Annotated in this window: 13 protein-coding genes; 7 read left to right on the top strand and 6 right to left on the bottom strand. The window is 41.2% G+C overall.

Annotated elements, in window-relative coordinates:
- The first annotated feature begins 155 nt into the window (after nt 1-155).
- The 5 genes from H6G74_RS14815 (at nt 156) to H6G74_RS14795 (ending at nt 9521) form a co-directional block, all read left to right on the top strand.
- A complete protein-coding gene (locus tag H6G74_RS14815; protein ID WP_190968397.1) occupies nt 156-692 on the top strand; it encodes an EF-hand domain-containing protein in 537 nt (178 codons plus the stop codon).
- A 345-nt stretch (nt 693-1037) separates the two neighbouring features.
- The gene (gene nifJ / locus H6G74_RS14810; protein WP_190968396.1) at nt 1038-4574 is read left to right on the top strand and encodes a pyruvate:ferredoxin (flavodoxin) oxidoreductase; all 3537 of its coding nucleotides are present in this window, start codon (nt 1038-1040) and stop codon (nt 4572-4574) included.
- A 136-nt stretch (nt 4575-4710) separates the two neighbouring features.
- Entirely contained in the window at nt 4711-7296 is a 2586-nt protein-coding gene (locus H6G74_RS14805; protein WP_190968395.1) for a cation-translocating P-type ATPase, read from the top strand.
- Nucleotides 7297-7317: 21 nt separating this feature from the next.
- Nucleotides 7318-8349, top strand: coding sequence for a dihydroorotate dehydrogenase-like protein (locus H6G74_RS14800; RefSeq protein WP_190968394.1), 1032 nt, complete (start codon nt 7318-7320; stop codon nt 8347-8349).
- An 89-nt stretch (nt 8350-8438) separates the two neighbouring features.
- Complete coding sequence (locus tag H6G74_RS14795) at nt 8439-9521, top strand: ATP-dependent 6-phosphofructokinase (RefSeq protein WP_190968393.1); 1083 nt, start codon at nt 8439-8441, stop codon at nt 9519-9521.
- A gap of 150 nt (nt 9522-9671) precedes the next feature.
- Here H6G74_RS14795 and H6G74_RS14790 read toward each other — a convergent pair whose 3' ends face one another.
- The 4 genes from H6G74_RS14790 to H6G74_RS14775 all read right to left on the bottom strand — a co-directional run bounded on the left by H6G74_RS14790 (nt 9672) and on the right by H6G74_RS14775 (nt 13054).
- On the bottom strand, nt 9672-10067 hold the full coding sequence (locus H6G74_RS14790) for a VOC family protein (RefSeq protein ID WP_190968392.1): 396 nt from the start codon (nt 10065-10067) through the stop codon (nt 9672-9674).
- A 119-nt stretch (nt 10068-10186) separates the two neighbouring features.
- Complete coding sequence (locus H6G74_RS14785) at nt 10187-10960, bottom strand: ZIP family metal transporter (protein WP_190968391.1); 774 nt, start codon at nt 10958-10960, stop codon at nt 10187-10189.
- A gap of 244 nt (nt 10961-11204) precedes the next feature.
- On the bottom strand, nt 11205-11978 hold the full coding sequence (locus H6G74_RS14780; RefSeq protein WP_190968390.1) for an SDR family oxidoreductase: 774 nt from the start codon (nt 11976-11978) through the stop codon (nt 11205-11207).
- A gap of 266 nt (nt 11979-12244) precedes the next feature.
- Nucleotides 12245-13054, bottom strand: a complete 810-nt coding sequence (locus H6G74_RS14775) for a nuclear transport factor 2 family protein (protein WP_190968389.1) — start codon at nt 13052-13054, stop codon at nt 12245-12247.
- Nucleotides 13055-13138: 84 nt separating this feature from the next.
- Between H6G74_RS14775 and murG the strand changes: the two genes are divergently transcribed.
- On the top strand, nt 13139-14209 hold the full coding sequence (gene murG, locus H6G74_RS14770; RefSeq protein WP_190968388.1) for an undecaprenyldiphospho-muramoylpentapeptide beta-N-acetylglucosaminyltransferase: 1071 nt from the start codon (nt 13139-13141) through the stop codon (nt 14207-14209).
- Nucleotides 14210-14280: 71 nt separating this feature from the next.
- Here murG and H6G74_RS14765 read toward each other — a convergent pair whose 3' ends face one another.
- Nucleotides 14281-14898, bottom strand: a complete 618-nt coding sequence (locus tag H6G74_RS14765) for a hypothetical protein (RefSeq protein WP_190968387.1) — start codon at nt 14896-14898, stop codon at nt 14281-14283.
- A gap of 496 nt (nt 14899-15394) precedes the next feature.
- Between H6G74_RS14765 and H6G74_RS14760 the strand changes: the two genes are divergently transcribed.
- Complete coding sequence (locus H6G74_RS14760) at nt 15395-19288, top strand: NACHT domain-containing protein (protein ID WP_199341002.1); 3894 nt, start codon at nt 15395-15397, stop codon at nt 19286-19288.
- Nucleotides 19289-19346: 58 nt separating this feature from the next.
- Here H6G74_RS14760 and H6G74_RS14755 read toward each other — a convergent pair whose 3' ends face one another.
- Nucleotides 19347-21755 (bottom strand): GH116 family glycosyl hydrolase, encoded by a 2409-nt coding sequence (locus H6G74_RS14755; protein WP_190968385.1) that lies wholly within the window; start codon nt 21753-21755, stop codon nt 19347-19349.
- Nucleotides 21756-22290: the final 535 nt, after the last annotated feature.

Raw genomic sequence — 22290 nt, 5'->3', positions numbered from 1 at the left:
GTTGAGTATGCTTAAATTATTCCCAAAATACTGAAAAGACTTTATGTCTATTTCTTATTTTTTATTCTATTTATAAAGTAAATCTTAATTAGTGGCGTGACATGAGAGCATCTATATGCTAAATAATTGCAAATAGTAAGCAAAGGTAAAAAACATTGTTAAGCGAATATCATAGAAAAAAGTTACTACATCACTTTCAATGTCTAGATGCCAATAATTCAGGCTTCATTGGCAAAGAAGATGCTGAAATTTTTGCTGAAAGGTTTACCAAGATCCTTAGTGCAGAGCTTGGTTCAGAGATTCATAAGGATTTGTTGTTGAAGTGGCTTGATATTTGGGAGAAATTTTGGTCGAAAGCGGATTTGGATGGAGATGGTAAGGTCAGTGCTGAAGAATTTTGTCAGGGCATAGAGCAAGCGGTTTCAAATCCAGATTACAATGACCCTGTAATAGAGACTTTGTTTGACATTGTTGATTTAGATAGTGATGGTCACATATCACAACCAGAACATCGACTTTTCTTCAGTGTGTTTGACCTAGATGCTGAAAAATCAGCTTTCGTATTCTCCAAGCTGGATATCGACCAGGACGGTATTCTCTCTAAAGAAGAGTTTGTTTGTGCTAAGAGACAATTTCTCACTGAAAAGGAACCTGGTGCTGTAGGCAACTGGTTTTGGGGTTCTGTGGAGTAATGCAGACTATATTTTTGATAGATTACCTTGATGAATCTTTTAAAAGTAGTTTCTGCTACGAATACACCCTTGTATATTTTCCTCACAAGTTCCTCAAGTTTTTACTCTAATTTTGAGTTAGAAACAGCAAAGTCTTGACGAAAGAGAAGCTAGTACAAAAAGGCAAAAGTAAAAAGGCAAAAGGAAAAAGAAATAATAACAATACCACAAGCCTTGTAGCAATTTCTTATGGTCTGTTCATTTCACGGTAGTGAAAAGCTTGTGATATATGCCTTCTAATTTTTGACTTTTGACTTCCGTGTAGCGGTACTAGCCTCTCTTCTCAACTCAGGGGAACGGAGCAAAATGAACAACAGAACCTTTGCAACCATTGATGGTAACGAAGCTGTTGCCCAAGTTGTCTATAAATTGAACGAAGTTATCGCAATTTATCCCATTACGCCTTCATCACCGATGGCTGAATGGGCGGATGCTTGGGCGAGTGAAAGTAAACCCAATATTTGGGGAACTGTACCAACAGTAGTGCAGATGCAGAGTGAAGGCGGCGTAGCAGGTGCAGTGCATGGTGCTTTACAAACAGGTTCTTTAACAACCACATTCACCGCATCTCAGGGATTATTGTTGATGATCCCGAATATGTACAAAATAGCGGGAGAACTCACACCTACAGTATTTCATATTGCGGCGCGATCGCTCGCTGCCCAAGGTCTATCGATTTTTGGCGATCATAGTGATGTCATGGCTTGTCGTGGTACTGGTTTTGCTATGTTGTGCGCCGCCTCTGTGCAAGAAGCTCATGATTTTGCTTTAATTTCTACCAGAGCAAGTTTAGAATCTCGCCTTCCTTTTTTACATTTCTTTGATGGTTTTCGTACATCCCACGAAGTTGATAAATTAGAACTTTTAGATGAAGAAGATTTACGCGCTTTTATACCCAATGAATTAGTATTTGCTCATCGTTCCCGCGCCTTAACTCCCGATAAACCAGTGTTACGGGGTACAGCCCAAAACCCTGATGTTTATTTTCAAGCCAGAGAAACAGTTAATTCTTACTATGATGCTTGTTCTGAAATCACCCAAAAAATTATGGATGAGTTCGCCCAAATGACAGGGCGACAATATCAATTATTTGAATATTATGGCGATCGCACCGCCGAAAGAATCATTGTTATCATGGGTTCTGGTTGCGAAGCCGTCCAAGAAACCGTAGATTATCTCAACGCCCGTGGTGAAAAAGTTGGTGTAGTCAAAGTGCGGTTGTATCGTCCCTTTGATAGTCAAAGATTTGTTGATGCTTTACCCGCCACTACTCGCACTATCGCCGTATTAGACAGAACTAAAGAACCCGGCGCATCCGGTGAACCATTATATTTAGATGTCATTACAGCCATAACTGAACACCTACTCAGCACTCCCAAAGTTGTTGGCGGAAGATATGGTTTATCTTCCAAAGAATTTACACCAGCGATGATTAAAGCGGTGTTTGATAATTTGGCACAGACTACACCCAAAAATCATTTCACCATTGGGATTAACGATGATGTCACCCATACCAGCTTAGATTATGACCCAGAATTTCACATCGAACCAGATAATATAGTCCGCGCGATTTTTTACGGCTTGGGTTCCGATGGAACTGTGGGTGCAAATAAAAACTCCATTAAAATTATTGGCGAGGAAACTGATAATTACGCCCAAGGTTATTTTGTCTACGACTCGAAAAAATCTGGTTCGGTGACGGTTTCCCATCTCCGCTTCGGTTCTCAACCTATCCACTCTACTTATTTAATTAGCCAAGCCAACTTTGTCGCCTGTCACCAATGGGGATTTTTAGAACAGTTTGATATGTTGGCGCATATTATCCCTGGTGGAACTTTCTTATTAAATAGTCCTTATAGCTTAGAGGATGTTTGGCAGAAATTACCGAGATTAGTCCAAACACAAATTATCGAGAAACAACTCAAATTTTATGTAATTAACGCTTATAAAGTTGCCCGCGAAGCCGGGATGGGTGGCAGAATAAATACGGTAATGCAAGTATGCTTTTTTGCATTGTCTGGTGTATTGCCACGGGAAGAAGCGATCGCCCAAATCAAGCAATCTATCACTAAATCCTACGGCAAAAAGGGCAATGAAATTGTGCAAATGAACCTCAACGCCGTAGACCGCACCTTAGATAATCTCCACGAAGTCCCAGTTCCCAAAGGTGTAGATAGTTACATCGAACTGTGCCCACCTGTACCCGATACTGCACCAGCTTTTGTGCGGGAAGTGTTGGGTAAAATGATTGCTAAATGTGGTGATGATTTACCTGTGAGTGCGTTACCTGTGGATGGAACTTATCCCACTGGAACAGCGAAATGGGAAAAACGCAACATCACCCAAGAAATTCCTGTATGGGACACGGATGTCTGCGTACAGTGTGGCAAATGTGTAATGGTATGTCCCCACAGCGTTATCCGCAGCAAGGTTTACGAACCCCAAGAACTAGAAAATGCACCGCCAACTTTTAAGAGTACCAATGCAAAAGACCATGATTGGCACGGTTTGAAATACACTATCCAAGTAGCGGCTGAAGATTGTACAGGGTGCGGTATTTGTGTTGATGTGTGTCCGGCGAAGAATAAAAGCGAAACGCGCAAAAAAGCCATCAATATGGAACCACAACCCCCATTGCGAGAAGCTGAACGGCAAAATTGGGATTTCTTCTTGAATCTTCCTAACCCTGATAGACGCAACTTGAAGCTAAATCATATTAACCAACAGCAAATGCAAGAACCGCTATTTGAATTTTCTGGTGCTTGCGGCGGTTGCGGGGAAACTCCCTATATTAAATTAGCAACACAGTTGTTTGGCGATCGCATGATTGTTGCTAACGCCACTGGTTGTTCTTCAATTTATGGCGGTAACTTACCCACCACACCGTGGACACAAAACGCCGCAGGACGTGGCCCCGCTTGGTCTAACAGTTTATTTGAAGATAACGCCGAATTTGGATTGGGTTTTCGCATCTCTATTGATAAACAAGCCCAATTCGCCGCCGAATTGCTAACTTTACTCGCGCCAGTGGTAGGAGAGGAACTTGCAAATAGTATTCTGAATGCGGTGCAGAAAGATGAAGCTGATATTTGCGAACAACGCGATCGCATTGCTATCCTCAAACAAAAGCTAGAAATTATTAATCATCCCAAAGCCAAGGAACTGCTGAGTATTGCTGACTACCTCGTGAAAAAGAGCGTTTGGATGATTGGTGGTGATGGTTGGGCGTATGACATCGGCTTTGGCGGACTAGATCACGTCTTCGCCAGTGGTCGGAATGTGAATATTTTAGTGCTGGATACCGAAGTGTATTCCAACACAGGTGGGCAGATGTCCAAATCCACCCCCAAAGCCGCCGTCGCCAAATTTGCGGCTGGCGGTAAAGCTGCACCTAAAAAAGACTTAGGTTTAATTGCCATGACTTACGGTAATGTCTACGTTGCGAGTGTAGCGATGGGTGCGAGAGATGAACATACACTCAAAGCCTTTTTAGAAGCCGAGGCTTATCCTGGAACATCGTTGATTATCGCCTACAGTCATTGCATTGCCCACGGCATAGATTTGAGTCGAGGTATGCAAAATCAAAAAGCCGCAGTAGATTCAGGCCGATGGCTACTGTATCGCTATAACCCCGAACTCCGCAACCTCGGCGAAAATCCCCTACAACTTGATTCGCGTACACCAAAACTCTCGATAGAAGAATCGATGTATCTCGAAAACCGCTTCAAAATGCTGACCAAAATTAACCCCGCAGCAGCAAAGCAGTTACTCCAAGAAGCGCAAGCCGATGTCAATACTCGATGGCAAACCTATCAATATTTAGCAAAAAAGTCTGAAGTGTGAAGTCTGAAATATGAAAGTTCGTTCATCTTTTAACCTTTTGCCTTTTGCCTTTTGCCTTTTGCCTTTTGCCTTTTGCCTTTTGCCTTTTGCCTTCTACCTCCTGTCTTCTGTTGATAGACCACTAAGAGAGATATGTATGCTGAATCAACTCAATCTCGATACTATCACTGGGCTTTCAGAACAGGAAGCAACTTATAAGTTGAAGCGAGAAGGGTTTAATGAACTACCTTCTAGTAAACAGCGTAATATTTTAGCGATCGCGGCGGAGGTATTACAAGAACCAATCTTTTTGTTACTCGTTGGTTGTGGCGCGATTTATATCTTTTTGGGCGAGTTGCAAGATGCGTTGATTTTGCTTGGTTTTGTCTTTTTTATCATGGGCATCACTCTCTATCAAGAGCAGAAAACAGAACACGCCTTAGAAGCATTGCGAGATTTATCTAGTCCGCGTGCTTCGGTAATTCGAGACGGTCAACAAAAACGCATTGCAGGGCGAGAAGTTGTGCGCGGAGACATGATTATTTTAGCTGAAGGCGATCGCGTCCCGGCTGATGCCACCCTGTTATCTTGCACTCACTTCACAGTTGATGAATCTCTCCTTACAGGTGAATCTGTTCCAGTCCGCAAAGTTGTCCAACATGGCAATACTTTTATACAACGTCCTGGTGGTGATGATTTGCCTTTTGTCTACTCTGGAACCTTGATAGTTGCAGGGCAAGGTGTAGCTGAAGTTACCTCCACTGGTATTCATACAGAAATCGGCAAAATTGGTAAAGCTTTGCAAACAGTCACACCAGAAGAAACCTTATTACAAAAAGAAACGGGACAACTGGTAAAAAAATTGGCAATTGTAGCGATCGCAATTTGTGTGGCGATTATAGTTATCTACGGTCTGACTAGAGGCAATTGGCTAAACGGGTTTTTGGCGGGTTTAGCTTTAGCAATGGCGATTCTGCCCAATGAATTTCCCGTTGTCGTAACTATCTTTCTAGCCTTGGGTGCATGGCGAATTTCCCAAAAACGGGTTTTAGCAAGACGAATGCCTGCTGTAGAAACCCTCGGTTCGGCAACGGTACTGTGTGTTGATAAAACCGGGACACTCACCTTTAATCAAATGTCTGTCAATCAGATGTTTGCCCAAGGCGAGGTTTATCACCTGAACCAACATGAACGAGAACCACTACCAGAAACCTTTCATCAACTGGTAGAGTTCAGCATCCTCGCCAGTCAAAAAGACCCCTTTGACCCGATGGAAAAAGCTTTCAAAAACTTGGGAAATGATTACTTAGCTAATACCGAACATCTGCACAATGACTGGAACTTAATCCACGAATATCCCCTATCGCCGCATTTGCTGGCCATGTCCCATGTTTGGCAATCACCAACAGGTGCAGATTACATTATTGCCGCCAAAGGCGCACCAGAAGCGATCGCAGATTTATGCCATTTCGATTCCACCCAAATGCAGCAACTAGCTCAAAAAATCACTCAAATGGCAAATGCAGGCTTACGTATCTTAGGTGTAGCCAAAGCTTACTTTCAACATACTGCCTTGCCTGGTGAACAACACGACTTTAATTTTGAGTTTTTGGGATTGGTGGGATTAGCTGACCCAGTTCGCCCCACTGTCAAAGCTGCTATCCAGGAATGTTACACCGCAGGTATTCAAGTAGTCATGATTACTGGTGACTATCCTGGTACTGCCCAAAATATTGCCCGTCAAATCAGTTTAGAACCATCCAATCAAGTAATTACCGGGTCAGAACTAGAACAGATGGATGATAGCGAATTATCGCGCCGCATCAAGACTGTCAATATTTTTGCGCGTGTTGTACCGGAACAGAAGCTACGTCTAGTCAACGCCCTGAAAAATAATGGTGAAATTGTTGCTATGACAGGAGATGGTGTGAATGATGCCCCCGCACTAAAATCAGCCCACATCGGTATAGCAATGGGGGGAAGGGGAACTGATGTAGCCCGTGAAGCCGCCGACTTGGTATTACTGGATGATGATTTTTCTTCTATTGTTGAGGCTGTTAAATTAGGTCGCCGCATCTTCGACAACCTCAAAAAAGCAATGGCTTATACCTTAGCCGTTCACGTACCTATTGCGGGAATGTCGTTGATTCCGGTGTTATTCAAGTGGCCACTAGTATTATTACCGATTCACATCGCCTTTCTGCACTTAATTATTGACCCGGCTTGTTCAGTAGTATTTGAGGCAGAACCACCCGAAATTAATATCATGCGCCGTCCACCCCGCAACCCAAAAGAGCCATTATTCAGTCAGAGAACTTTGGGTTTGGCTGTGCTGCAAGGTGTAGGAATTTTACTAGTGTTGTTAATAGTTTTTGCAACTGCATTATGTCGCGGTCAAGGAGAACTAGATGCACGCGCCCTCACCTTTACAACTCTAATTATTGCTAACCTCAGTCTGATATTAACTAATCGTTCTTGGTCACGCACAATTTGGGAAATGTTGCGTTCCCGTTCCCGCCGTGTATCTCCAGAACCATCACAAAACGTAGTTTTATGGTGGGTGTTAGGAGGGGCGTTAGTTTTCCTAGCTTTTGTACTTTACTTACCTTTATTGCGTCATCTTTTCCGCTTTTCTATACTGCACCCGATTGATTTAGCCATCTGTTTCACAGCCGGAATTATGAGTATTTTGTGGTTTGAGCAAATGAAGATTTTATACAGAAACAAACGAGCTTCTATTTAATAACTTTAAAGGAGAATAATTATGGATTTAACTACAAATTATCTGGGGATGAAATTGCGATCGCCCCTTGTCCCCTCATCATCTCCATTAACGGAAAATATTGATAACATTCAACGGATGGAAGATGCTGGTGCTGGTGCTGTAGTGATGCACTCACTGTTTGAAGAACAGTTAAGCTTAGAAAGCTACGAACTGCATCATCACTTAACTTATGGGACAGAAAGTTTTGCTGAATCTCTCACTTATTTTCCTGAACCAGAAAGATTTCGCATCGGCCCAGACGAGTATTTAGAACTAATTCACAAAGCCAAAGAAAAAGTCGATATCCCCATTATTGGCAGCTTGAATGGTTCTTCTTTAGATGGCTGGACTGACTACGCTAGGCTTTTAGAACAGGCAGGTATTTCAGCACTAGAATTAAATACTTACTACGTCCAAACTGACACGGAACTTCCAGGAGAAGATATCGAGCAAAGTTACGTCAATATGGTGCAGAATGTCAAAGCCTCTGTGAATATTCCCATTGCAGTCAAGCTGAGTCCCTATTTTACCAATATGGCCAATTTCGCCCAGCGTTTAGATCATGCTGGGGCTGATGCTTTAGTGTTGTTCAATCGGTTTTATCAACCAGATATCAACCTCGAAACCTTGGAAGTGGAACCAAACGTATTGTTAAGCACTCCCCAAGATATCCGCTTACCTCTGCGTTGGATTGCTATTCTTTACGATCGCATCAATGCCAACTTAGCTGCAACTAGTGGTATTCATAACGCTCACGATGTCTTAAAAATGCTCATGGTTGGCGCAAATATTACTATGTTGTGTTCTGTACTGCTGCGTCAAGGCATTAATCACATCCGTTGCATCGAGGAAGAAATGCGCCAATGGATGGAAAAACACGAATATGAATCCGTCCGACAGTTGCAAGGTAGCATGAGTCAGAAAAATTGCCCAAATCCTAGCGCCTTTGAACGCGCCCAATATATGAAAGCTTTGCGGACTTACAAACCTGAATGGGGGCGGATTTATGAACCATCTTATTATCATGGCTAAAGCTGGGAGTGGGGAGTGAGGGTGTTAAGGGAGAACATCTAATAACAAAGGACAAATGACCAATGACCAATGACTATTGACAAATAACTATGAAAAAACGTATTGGTATTCTGACTAGTGGCGGCGACTGTCCGGGTTTGAATTGTGTGATTCGTGCAGTTGTGAGTCATGCCACACTCACCTACGATTGGGAAGTTGTTGGTATTCCTTATGCTACACAAGGTTTATTAGAGCGACAAGCGATCGCACTAAGTGTTCACGGTTGGGATTTGCGCGGTATCGATCCCCTGCTGAATATGGGCGGTACTATTTTAGGGACAATCAATAAAGGCGATACCCTAGCCCGTGCTAGTGAGATGATTGCTGGTTATGCAGAGTTAAAATTAGATGCCTTAATTGCCATTGGTGGTGATGGCAGTATGAATATCATCCATCAACTAGCGACCCTTGGCAATTGGAATTTAATTACGATTCCCAAAACTATAGACAATGATGTTGCTTTAACAGAAAGAGCGATCGGATTTGATACTGCTGTCAATACAATTGTTGATGCTCTCAATCGTCTCACATTTACCGCCGCCAGCCACGATCGCGTCATGATTGTGGAAGTGATGGGACGCACCGCCGGACATTTAGCTTTACATTCCGGTATTGCCGGCGGCGCAGATGTAATTTTAATCCCCGAAGTAACTTACACAATTCCCGGTTTATGCCAACATCTGGACGAACTGCGAAATACTTGGCGGCGAAAATTTGCCATTGTTGTCGTTGCGGAAGGTATTTCACCTTGCGTAGCCGATTTTGGTAACAGTTGCGGTTTAGAACTCAATAACAAATCCCCATCATTAAAATGTGGCATGGGACAATACATTGCAGACCAAATCACTCAATGTACTAACCACGAAGTAGATACACGAGTTTCAGTTTTAGGACATATTCAACGTGGTGGAATTCCTTCTGCATTAGACAGACTCACAGCTACAGTTTTTGGCAAAGCTGCTGTAGATTTAATTGCTCAAGAAAAATACGACCAGATGGTAGCTTGGCAAAATGGGCAAGTTGTCTCTGTTCCCATTGCTGATGTAGTCGCTAAAAGCCCATCACCCGTAGATCCTGGCAGTTATTTGATACATAGCGCCCGTGCTTTAGGTACTTATGTCGGTGAATGGTAAAATTCTGATACCGTAATTTCGTGAATTAGTATCAGAATAAGAGCGTGAGGTAAAACACCACTACTCGCACAGAATTAAATTAGAGAATTCTGGCGAAGTAGCGGATGTATTCTGTTTTGTTAATTCACAAGTAATGCCTAGGAATTATATTTACCTCAGCGCATAATCTAGTTGATATTCTACTAACTCAATTTCATTACCATCGGGGTCATTGACATAGATTCTGTGCTTGGTTTCTGGTGCTGTCAGTGTGTAATATTCAATCCCCGCGTTTTCTAGTAATTTTTGCATTGCTTCACCGTCTTTAATGACAAAGCCGACGTGATTAATACCAATGCTTTCGTAGGGTTGTGACACTCGATTCTGCTCTGAATCATCATTCAAAGTTAAATAAAATTGGTCATTACCAAAATGTAACCAACGACTACCGTTATACACACCTTCAGCACGTACATACCAATCAGGAAATAGAGTTTGATAAAATTTTTGGCTGGCTGCAATGTCTTTGCAAGCAAGGTTAAGATGTTCAAAGCGAGTGAAGTTCATAATTCGCTCCTTTTTAGGAATAGGAAACTGTATTTTTAGCTGTACTGTTTGTTTAGAAATAAAATCAAATTTTTACCAATGACAAATTAACTAGTTATTTAACTTTCTCACTAGCTAAATTATCCCAGGGCAATATCTAAAAACATCATCACTACAAAGCCAAACATGACACCGAATGTTCCTTCTTTTTCTAAGCCTTTGCGATGTGATTCGGGGATGATTTCATCACTAATGACAAATAACATTGCTCCGGCTGCAAATGCCATTGCCCAAGGTAAAACAAAACTAGCAATACTCACTACACCAGCACCAATTAGACCACCAATGGGTTCGACTAAACCTGTGAGTAAAGAAATCCATAAAGCATAAGTGGCTGAATATTTCTCAGCAACTAATGATAAGGCAACTACTAAACCTTCGGGAATATTTTGTAAGCCAATTCCCAAGGCTACGGGAATGCCATCACTAATATTATTAGTGCCAAAATTCACGCCGACGGCTAGTCCTTCGGGGAAGTTGTGAATAGTAATTGCGGCAATAAAAAGCCAAATTCGCTTCAGATTATTGCCACGACAGTTTTCTTTGCCTTTAAAAAAGTGTTCATGGGGTAAAAAACGATGAGCTAGTTGGAGGAATGCTCCTCCTAACAACATCCCTGCAACAATAATTAATGCTGCATTTGTTTGGGATAAACCTTGAGCCATCGCGGCTTCTGTTCCTGGAATAATTAATGAAAAGGATGTGGCCGCTAACATCACTCCCCCACCAAACCCCAGCATGATTCCCTGTACTCGTTGCGTCAAGTTAATTGGGAGTAAAACAGGTAAGGCTCCGATGGCTGTAGCTAGTCCGGCTCCTAGACTAGCAAATACACCGATAACAAGGCTCTCCATAGCTGGGATGATTTATTTGATTTATTTAAATAAATCATAGTCGAAATGAGTATGAGTTGCAAGTAGTTACTAAAATTTTAAGTATAATGTTAATAAATATACTGATTTTAAATAATACAAATGTAGGTTGATAAACAAAAGCCAAAAGTTTAAACAATGTATTTGTTATGTTCGGCTTCGTTTCAAGCAACCTACATATCTAGTAAATTTCTAAGTATAAAATTTTGGCTGTATTATAAATTACTTAACTATGACGATGAACGAGAGTGGCGCTGGCTTGATCTACTGGCATAAGGATGACTTCGTTAATGTTAACGTGGGGCGATCGCGTGGTGCAGAAAAATATCACATCAGCAATATCATCAGCCGTTAAGGGATTTACGCCTTGATAAACTCGCTTGGCGCGTTCTGCGTCGCCATGAAACCGCACTTCACTAAATTCTGTTTCTACCATCCCAGGATCAACAGAAGTGATGCGGACTGGAGTACCTAACAAGTCTTGTTTTAAACCTTCGGAAATTGCCTTAACCGCAGCTTTGGTTGCACAGTAAACATTACCACCGGGATAAGTTTGATGTCCGGCGATGGAACCAAGATTGACCACATGACCACGACCACGGCTGACCATTCCGGGAACAACGTAGCGGGTGAGGTAAAGCAAACCTTTGATATTGGTATCAATCATTTCTTCCCAGTCTTGAAAGTCGCCTTCATGCAGCTTATCTAAACTGCGACTCAAACCAGCATTGTTGATGAGAATATCTATATTCGACCATTCAGCAGGCAGATGATTAATTGCTGATTCTACCGCAGAGCGATCGCGCACATCTAGCTGTAACAAATGAGTTGCTGTCCCCAATTCTTGGTTTAAGTTATCTGCTAACTGCTGCAAACGTTCCAGCCGCCGCGCCGCTAAAATCAACTTTGCACCAGCACCAGCAAAAACTTTGGCACAAGCAGTACCAATTCCACTGCTTGCGCCAGTAATTAACACAATTTGATTTTGTAGAGAAATCATTGTTAGTCAAAAGTCAATAGTCCAGTGTCCATTGTCCAATAATTCTGAACTATTGACCAAGGTGAAGATTGAAGGATATCAAACCCGCGCAGGCGGGTTTAGTTTGTATAGCCCCAGACTTCATACCAATTCACAATTCGCAATTCGCAATTTGCAATTGATAAATCCTAACCTGACAAGGGTTTCTGGGTTTGGATCTGTATCAGAATTTTAGTGAATTGGTATCAGTCTGAGGGCTATGTGCTTCAGACTTCAGACTTCAGACTTTATTTCACCACTCTTAAACGCTGACTTACCATTGTGATTCCTTCACCGCGAACAACTACGGCGGAAATCCAATGATTACCGGGTGTTGCTGGGGCGCGTCCAACTTTAAAGATGCCGCCGGATGTGAGTAATTGCAAATCTAAAGGTGCGGGATTGAGATATTTTTCGATTTTGACTGGTTCTTCCATTGCTGCCCCTAGCAGAAAATCCTCTCCCAATGGTTCTTTCACAATGGCATCAAAACTATACTGCTGCCCAACTTTTACCTGCTGGGGTAATTTAATGTCTAGTTGGGGTGGCTGATTACCTCTAGTAATCAAAGTCCGTTCGCCTAAGATTTCTTGACTGACAATTTTGCCGCCTGCAATTCTTTGACGAGATGTAATTGTGGCATTTAGCGACAAGTTATTAGCGTTAGTGGATGGGGCGCTAGAAATGTTAGTGACTGTTTCGGCAATAATGGCATTACCTTCAGATTTCCACGATTGCAGTTTGGTGGTGTAGCGTAATTGGGGGTATTGTTTCCACAGACTCACCAGGGCTTTTTCCAAGTTTGTACGGTTTAAGCCATCTCCATTGGTAAAATTGGGACTATAAAATTGAAGTACGGCTTGAGCATTGCTTTTACTAGCGGCTGTATCAATTTGCGTTAGTAAATTATTTATTTCTGCTGGTGCAGCTTGGGGAGTAGCGGCTTGCACACTGTGTAAACTGCTAGTTAAACCAAGTGTGAGTAGCGATAATAACAGCCAACTTGGAGTTAAAAATCGGGGTTGGCGTTTGCAGAATATAGGAATAATGTTAGTCATTGGTAACAGTTTACTGATTTTATTCATGAAGGTCGGGAAATTGTTTTATCTTAGTTAAGCTAGGCGCTAAACGGTAGAGGTTTGATGACAAACGCACCGATAAGATTACTCATAGCTGCCAGTGGGACTGGTGGACATTTGTTTCCGGCGATCGCACTGGCAGAAAAACTGCCAAACTATGAAATTGAATGGTTGGGTGTGCCGAATCGACTAGAAACGCAACTTGTTCCCAAACAGTATCCCTTGAATATTATTGAAGTTGAAGGGTTCCAGCAAGGGTTCGGACTTGCATCTCTAAAGATTTTGGGTAAACTCACTGGTTCGATTATAGAAGTTCGACGAATTCTCAAACAGGGGAAATTTCAAGGGGTGTTTACTACAGGCGGTTATATTGCTGGGCCTGCGGTAATTGCGGCGCGTTCTTTGGGTTTACCTGTAATTTTTCACGAATCTAACGCTTTACCAGGAAAGGTAACAAGGTTTTTTGGCCCTTGGTGCAATGCAATGGCGCTGGGGTTTGAAGCGGCTGCTAAGTATTTACCCAAGGCTAAAAATGTGTGTGTTGGTACACCAGTGCGATCGCAATTTTTAGCAGCAGAAGTTCCCCCGCTAGATTTAGCTATCCCGGAGAATGCGCCGTTAATTGTGGTTTTTGGGGGTAGTCAAGGCGCTGTGGCTGTAAATAAATTCGTCCGTCAAGCGGCGAGTGCTTGGTTAGATAAGGGTGCTTATATTGTGCATTTAACGGGCGATCGCGATCCCGACGCAGGGATTTTTAAACATCCGCAATATATAGAGTTACCCTTTTATGACAATATGGCGGCGCTGTTGCGACGTGCAACTTTAGCAATTAGTCGTTCTGGTGCTGGTAGCTTAACAGAATTAGCCGTGTGTGGCACACCCGCAATTTTGATTCCTTACCCCTTTGCGGCAGAAGATCATCAATCTTATAACGCCGAGGTATTTACCAAAGCTGGCGCAGCAATTACTGATAAACAATCAGAGTTAACCGCCGAAAAATTGCAAACTCAAGTTTTACAGTTATTGCAAAATCCCGCCGAGTTAACGAAAATGGGGGAAAATGCCAAAGCGATCGCAGTTCCTGATAGTGCGGATAAATTAGCTTCTTTATTGCGAGAAGTCTTGGAAACTTAAACAATTCCGTCGAGAAGGTTTGCTGTAAAGACACGAAATTTCGTGTCTTTTTTTGTTTTATATTGTCTTTATTATACAGCAGGTTTCCCCAGCAACCCTAGTAATATTTTGAACAATATTTCTAGCTGATCTGGTACTATGTAAAAATTTAAATCCTCATAAATTAAATTATTTTGCTGCTCTAGAAAACCAAACTTCCAGATATTACCAATTGTTACCGCACCATAAATCTTGGTTGATTCCGACTCATTAATTTTTGCCAATGCTATCAACTCTACAGCTAGTTGAGTAAAACCCCTGGTCAAGTCAGCATTTTTAGCTTCCACCACTAACAATTCTTTGCTGTTTTTGATGTAATAATCTAATGTGCCTTTTAAGTATTCACCGGCATTCACCGGATACTCAATGTTCAGCTTAGTTTGATAATAATCGCACACCTCGAATAATATCGGAGCGATCGCCGCTTGTTTTCTGGCATCCTCTGTCAACAAACTAGTCAGCCGCAGATTTCTGTTGATAGTTGTATTTAACTGCTCAAAGCTACTGGGAAGATTCTCGACAACAGGTAAGTCTAATTTTTGACTAGTATAATTGTAGTCAAGCTCTTTTAATATATCTTCTACTGGAAAGGACATTTGGAAGTAATTACTAAAAGTGTAGCTTTGTCCTGGTTGTAATATTTTAGTCATATTCCAACTCCTCAATATGTGGATTTTAACCCAGGAATCGACTTTAGACGGCGGGCGTAGTATGAATGAGTGATTTTGGGTGGTACGGATTTTTTTCAGAAATTCAATATTAGTCCAATAGCATTGCTATAAACATATCTTGCACCTAGCCCTTGGGTCTTGGAGTAAATTGCTCGACATTCCGAGTTCAAAAGGCGAAATTCCTAGTAAAAAACTTGGTGTTCCGAGTTCAAAGGTTAAAAGCTGAAGTTAAATAGGCGATCGCAGCGCAGCAGTATTTTATACAAAAAATCTGATTACTAAACCGTAAACACTGAAAACTTAGTGAAGTTAGTATAGTAAAAATGTTCTCATTCTCTTAACGGTAAAAATGCCAAGTCAAGATTACGGATGGAAACGGTTTTGGTGTCCTCGGTCAAGTCAGATAAATTTGTCTTGTGGTGGTTATCTGTGTGACCCCGAAACTGAATGGGGAAAACTCCATAATCCAGACCTAGTGACTTTTGAAGCTATATCAGGCTTACCATGTTTAGCACTGCTGGGTGAGCCAGGAATTGGCAAAAGCCATGCTTTAGAAGCAGAACAAAAAGGAATTTTCAGTAAAATTCAACAACAAGGTGGTCAGGTACTTGCCCTAGATATCAATGCTTTTGGAAATGAAATCACACTAAACGAAGAATTATTTAAAAGTCTAGAATTTAATGAATGGTTAAAAGGTAATCATCAATTACATATCTTTTTAGACAGTTTTGATGAGTGTAGGCTACGTATAGATAACTTAGCAACTTTCTTGGTTTATAAATTTAAACGCTATCGTAATGAAATTAACCGATTAAATCTGCGTATTGCCTGCCGAACGGCGGTTTGGCCAGCCGTTTTGGAAGAAGGACTAAAAGAAATTTGGGGTCAAGATAATGTAGGAATTTATGAACTAGCTCCGCTTCGCCGTGTGGATGTTAGTCAAGCAGCAAAAATTGCAGGTATCCAAGACTCTGAAGCATTTCTAGAAGAAATTAACCAGAAAAATGTTGTACCTTTAGCCATTAAGCCTATTACATTAGAGTTTATTATCAAAACTTATCATCGCAACGGCGGTCAATTTCTTCCTAATCAAAGGCTACATGAACTTTATTTTGAAGGATGTCTCTGGCTTTGTGAAGAACGCAATAAAAGCCGCATTTCTTCAAAATTAATAGGTAATATTGAGCGACAAAAACGTTTAATTGTTGCCGCCAGGATTGCAGCAATAACAATTTTTGGTAATAAATTCGCTATTTGGACTGATGTAGATTGGGGTGATGTTTCAGATGATGACGTGCTGATTGAGAAGATATGCAAGGGAACAGAAAGTTTTGAGGGTAGAGAGTTTGAAATTTGTCGAAAAACTATTGAAGAAGTTTTAGACACTGGTTTATTTTCATCTCGTGGTGAATTAAACCGTATAGGATGGGCGCATCAAACTTATGCTGAGTTTCTAGCTGCATGGTACTTGATTCAGCACAACACACCTTTAAATCAAGTTCTGAAATTGATTAGTTCTCCTGAAGATTCTGGAAATAGGCTTATTCCTCAACTTCATGAAACAGCAGCATGGCTGTCTAGCATGAGAAAGGATGTGCTTGAGGAAATTATGAAAACAGATCCTGATGTATTATTGCAAAGCGATATACCCGCAGATGATGAGATTCGATCTGCAATCGTTGAGAATTTACTCAAAAAATATGAACAGGAAAAGCTAAATTTATACGGAAAAAGTTATCCAAGATATGATAAGCTTCAACATTCTGGACTGGCTACGCAATTACTTCCTTATATTTATGATTCCAGTAAACCAAATGATGCAAGAGATGTAGCGATAGATATTGCTGAAGCTTGTAATGTAAATGAACTTCAAGATGAACTAGTCAACCTAGCCCTTGATTCATCTCAATATATAAATATTAGAGCTAGTGCAGCAAACGCAATTGTCACACTTGGCAATGCAAGTATAAAATTGCGATTAAAACCTCTAGCTATTGGTCAAATTCCAGAAGATGAGGATGATCAGCTTAAAGGATATGCTTTGAGAGCAACTTGGCCAGAACATCTTACAGCAGAAGAATTGTTTAATATTCTCACTCCACCTAAACGGAGAAATTTCGCAGGAGCATATTGCGTATTTCTTGACTTTGAACTTGCAGAAAAACTCCAGCCAACTGACTTACTAGTTGCTCTTAGCTGGGTTGTAAAACAAGACATAAGGTGCTTTGAAGACCCATTTGAAAGACTGGCTGATGTGATTATGCTAAAAGCTTGGGAACATTTTGAGCTACCTGGCATAGCAGAATACTTTGTTCAAGCATCCCTAATACAATGGAAAGAATATCAAGAAATAATGACTAGCGATAATGAACTTAAAAATATATTTAAAGCTTGTATTATTAATGATGTTGATAAGCGCCGCAATTTTATTAATCAGGCGGTTATACAAATTTTATTATCTGGAGAGGATTCCTATTTTGTCCTGAGTGGATTAACAGACAATATTCTTCAAAGTGAAGATGTATTATGGATGCTAGGCAAACTTCAAAATATTGATTCTCAAGAAGAGCGCATTTGGTCAAGGCTAATGCAGTGGTCATTTAACCGTAAAGATGAAGACCAAGTATATGCTATCTACATAGCAACTCAAACTAATAACATATTATGTGAAGAGTTTGCTTTTTATTTCAGTGCTATTGATTTGGATTCAGAGGTAGCTCAAATCGAGAAGGCTGAGTATCAAAGGAGGCAGCAATTATCAGAAGACCGACAAAATTCTCCTCTCAGTCCACCACCTAAAGAGCGAATAATTCTGCTGTTAGAGCAAATGGATTTAGGCAATCTATCAGCTTGGTGGCAACTTCATCTAGAAATGTCTCTGAAACCAGATAGTAGATTTTATAATCATGAGTTTGAATCAGATTTAACTAAACTTCCAGGATGGGAAGAAGCCGATGTCAAAACCCGTAAAAGAATTATTAACGGGGCTAAAAAATATATTAAAGAATATAACCAAGTTGTTTATAACTGGATAGGAACAAATACTTTTGATCGACCAGCATTATCAGGCTGTAGAGCTTTACAGTTACTTTTAAAGGAAACTCCCGAATTTCTCGATACTCTGTCATCTGAAGTTTGGCAAAGATGGGCATCCGTTATAGTTGCTTTTCCGAACAACTCCCAAAGAGAACAATATTATATCGAGCTAGTCAAACTTGCATATATTAATGCGCCAACTGAAACCTTGAATACGCTGATGTTGATTATTGATAAAGAGAATGAAGAACATGACTATATATCTATTATTTATAGATTTGAAAAATGCTGGGATGAACGTTTTAAAGCTGCTGTTTTGGAGAAAGCAAAGGATGTAGTACTTAAGCCTAAATGCTTGACTCAGTTACTTGAAGAACTGTTAAAACATGAATCAACTGAGGCTAGAAAATTTGCTCAATCGCTAGTTTATATTCCCCTCCCGTTAGAAGAAGAAGCATATCAGAAAGCGGTGTTGGCAGCTAAGGAATTAGTAGGATGTGCAGAACCTGTCAGTTGGGAGATTGTTTGGTCAGCTATTCAGCAAGATACAAATTTTGGAAGAGAAGTGTTTGAAGCAGTTGCTAACCGCTACTCGCATGGTGTTTATTTGCCCATAACAGAAAAGCAGTTAGCTGATCTATATATTTGGCTAGTACAGCAATATCCTCATGCTGAAGATCCCAGACATGATGGTGTTCATTTGGTAGGAGTCCGAGAAAGCATAGCTGGTTTTAGAGACAACGTTCTGACACAACTTAGAGAAACTGGTACATCTCAAGCTTGTAGTGAAATTGAGCGTATTTCTGAGCAGTTCCATGAATTAACATGGCTGAAAAGAACTTTGTTCAATGCAAAAAATGTTATGCGACGCAAAAATTGGCAACAACTTCAACCAGAAGAAATTCTCCAGATTGTCAGTAATAAAATAGAATCTCAACCTACACACATTCAGGCAATTAATTTAATTATGCAAGACGCAAACAACCCAATTATCAACTTTAATAATCTTGTAAACGCTGCTAATATTAACAGCACTATCAATGGAGATCAGATTCAACACAATTACGCTCCAAAACAAAATCTCGTAGACGCTTTTGATGAAATTCAACAAATCTTCAACCGTCTCACGGAGAATCATCAACCTTCAACTGAAATTGAAAAACAAAAAGTCGTCACAGCAGCCATAGAACAAGTAAATCAAAACCCAACTCTGAAAAACCGCTTAAAAGCTGGAGGACAAGCATTTATATTTGAGGCACTTCAGAAAGCTTCAGATCAGTGGTGGGTCAGTCCATTTGTAAAAGCAATCGAAGCTGGGATTAAAGGAGAATAACAAGATATGTGGTAGAGACGTTATATATAACGTCTCTACATTGATCTTCACCAGATGTCTATTTAACCATCACTAAATAAACACCCCAAATCGCCATCGCGCGGAGGTAAGTACTAGCGCGGAAAGTCCCGGCGGCGGTAATTGCTTCTGGTGTGCGGAATTGCAAGCCGTTGGTGTAAATTTGCTGAACAACAGCTTGTGTGACTCGCAAAGCTTCATCCTGCATTCCCATTTGTACCAGAAACGCCGCTAGTCCAAAATTGATTCCTGTCCACACTTCTAAAGGATGGGTGGCTTTAGGATTCTCTGGAGAACCATCGGGAAGTACACCATTCGCCGCACCAAATTCACCGTTTTGGAACTTCAAGAAGCAAGCATCATAAACAGTCTTGAGAGCAGAAAGGGCGCGATCGCTCGGTACAATATCTGGTAGTTCTAGTAATCTGGCATAAAATTGCCCACATAATTGATCTGCCATCACCACAGCAGAACCACTGCCACTATCTAACCTGTAATACTGTCCGTTCCACAACTTTTCTTCATAGATAGGACGAGATTGCGCTAACCAACCCTCATAGATAGACTTTTGTTTCTCTGCGCTCTCTACTACTTTTTGGTTCGTTATTAAAATATCACTAATTGCGATCACCGCCTCCAAAGCCGCCAACCACAACCCGCCACAATAAGCACTCACGCCCTGTAACCGCCAATCATCAAAAGTTTGATCTGGTGCGCCAGAATTTTCTGGAATACCATCGCCATCTTTGTCGAAAGTTTTCAGATAATCCAGAGTTTGGACAATTGCATCCCAACAATCTGCCAAAAATTCTACATCATCAGCACCAGTCAACAAATAATCGCGGTAAACTTGCAAAACAAAATCAGACCCTAAATCTTTCCACAAATTACAGTCTTGATAACAGGTGTAATTCGTCTTCTCCCAGACGTGTTCATTGGGTGCGCCTAAATCGTGGGGTGTTGCACCTGCAACTTTCCGGGCGGCGGTGGTTGTATCTGCACCAATGGTATAGTAATAGCCAATAATCCGTTGATGGTCATCACTTTGAGGAATTGCCCTAGCAAAAGCCCGCATCACCGACTTTTCTAGTTCTGGGAACAGCAACAGCAACCCAAAGGAACCGTATAACCGTACATCTAAACTTTCATACCAACGGTAATCTAAACATTCCAGCACAGCAAATTGGCCGATAGGGTCGAGTTCTGAAGCTGCACTCCAGAGAGTACCACCGCTAGTTAAGTCGTATAATTCGTTAAATAACGCCATTTTGAACCAATCTGGCAAATCTTCGCGGTTGAGAATTGGCGCTTGCCAACTTTGAATTTGCGATCGCCATATTTGATAATTGTCTAAAGCAGTAGTCGCAATTTCCCAAGCATGATTGCCATTTTTACCAAAGAAATCTGTATATCTGCGGTAATAATTTACTCCCGCCGCAAATTCTGTTACCGGGAGATCCCAAGCCAACACAAAAGGAATTTCTAAAGTTTCCCCTGGTTGGAGAGTAAAACGAACTGCGATCGCACTTCCTAACTGTTGATTTTCTACCGTCGGATTTGTATCCAGATAATTAGGCAAAGAACCATCACTCGCAAAACTTTGCCATACCTCCTCACCTGTACCTCCAGGATGCCATTTACTGTGGTGAAAAACTTCTACCTGTGGATGTTTCACCGTTGCAATACACCAACTCCCGTCACCTTCCTGCACAGGTTCCGTAATTCCCACCCTGCCTAAAAAACAACCAAAGTATTGAGAATTTTCCACTACTTGATTGTAATTACCCTGACTTTCACCCCAGCGCGGCTGATACTCATAAACTGGACTACCATCATCACGAATCTTGACTTCCGGCGACTTCAACGCATTAGTAAACCAACCCACCATATTTTCCCAAGTCAACATAATGCTGAGAGTGATTGGTGCATTGCTGGGGTTATGCGCCTTCCAAACAAACACCGCCACAGGATAGCTAGTTTCTTGATAATTATTTGCCCAAATCGGCGAAAACTGCTCACAAGTTAATTCTGCTTGAAAGACATTTTCATACACAAACCAACTACGCGGGTATAAAGCATGATAACTCCCGGTGGAAGTTGACTCACTACTAGCTGGATACCATTGCCAAGCCTGGAGACTACCATCTTCCGGTGATTGAGTCGATAAAGCATAAACTTGAGAAGATGTGCCATTCGACTCAAACACACTGAATTGACAAGCCGGCACATTTTTAAAGATATGTTCACCGCCATCGATGTGCCACAGGTTAAAATCTCCCCTCGAAGAACGCCCAATGCAACCTGCACCAAAACCACCCAAAGGCATTCCATGCCAAGGGCCGTCATCAATATTACTGGCATAGCGGACGGTATAAGGTTTGTCCCAGCCTAAACCGATGGGACGATTCCAAGTACAAGGGGGAATTTCGCGGGAGTTTTGATTTGTCATTACCTGATGTCACAGCGTGCAGTTACGCTAAGGAAGCTTAACGCGATGTGTAATTTTTCTCAAGTTTTTTCTCTAAGTCCAAATGACTTCCTTTAGAGGGATGAACTGTCAAGCTAATATTTCTACATTAATCACGGATGTCTGCTTAAGCACTAGGACATTTTAAGGCTTAACAAAACGTTAAGCCTTTTTTTTTAAATGACTTGACGCAGTGAGATGAAAAATCAAGCGTTTTGGCGTGTACGTATCTCAAACCCATACACCCAACACCCTTTTACCCAGTCTCCACAGACAATCTTTTTGCGTAAGTTCTAACCTTTACACTCCATACCCAGACCTGATTATGCAAAAATTTCATTAAAAATATGCAATTATTGCATGAATGCGGATGCAATAAACTCTGATAAGTGCGATTCTCTTTGATGTAGGAATAGGTTGATGCTGATAGAGATAGATACCCCTGGTAAACACCGGGGGCTTTTTATTGGCAGTTTAGGTGTAATCAAGTTTTCAGCACTAGATCCCCGACTTCTTA

The organism is Nostoc spongiaeforme FACHB-130 (genome assembly GCF_014698475.1).
Taxonomy (GTDB): domain Bacteria; phylum Cyanobacteriota; class Cyanobacteriia; order Cyanobacteriales; family Nostocaceae; genus Nostoc_B; species Nostoc_B spongiaeforme.
Note: the sequence above shows the minus strand (reverse complement) of the source record. Positions and strands in the feature narration are given on the sequence as shown.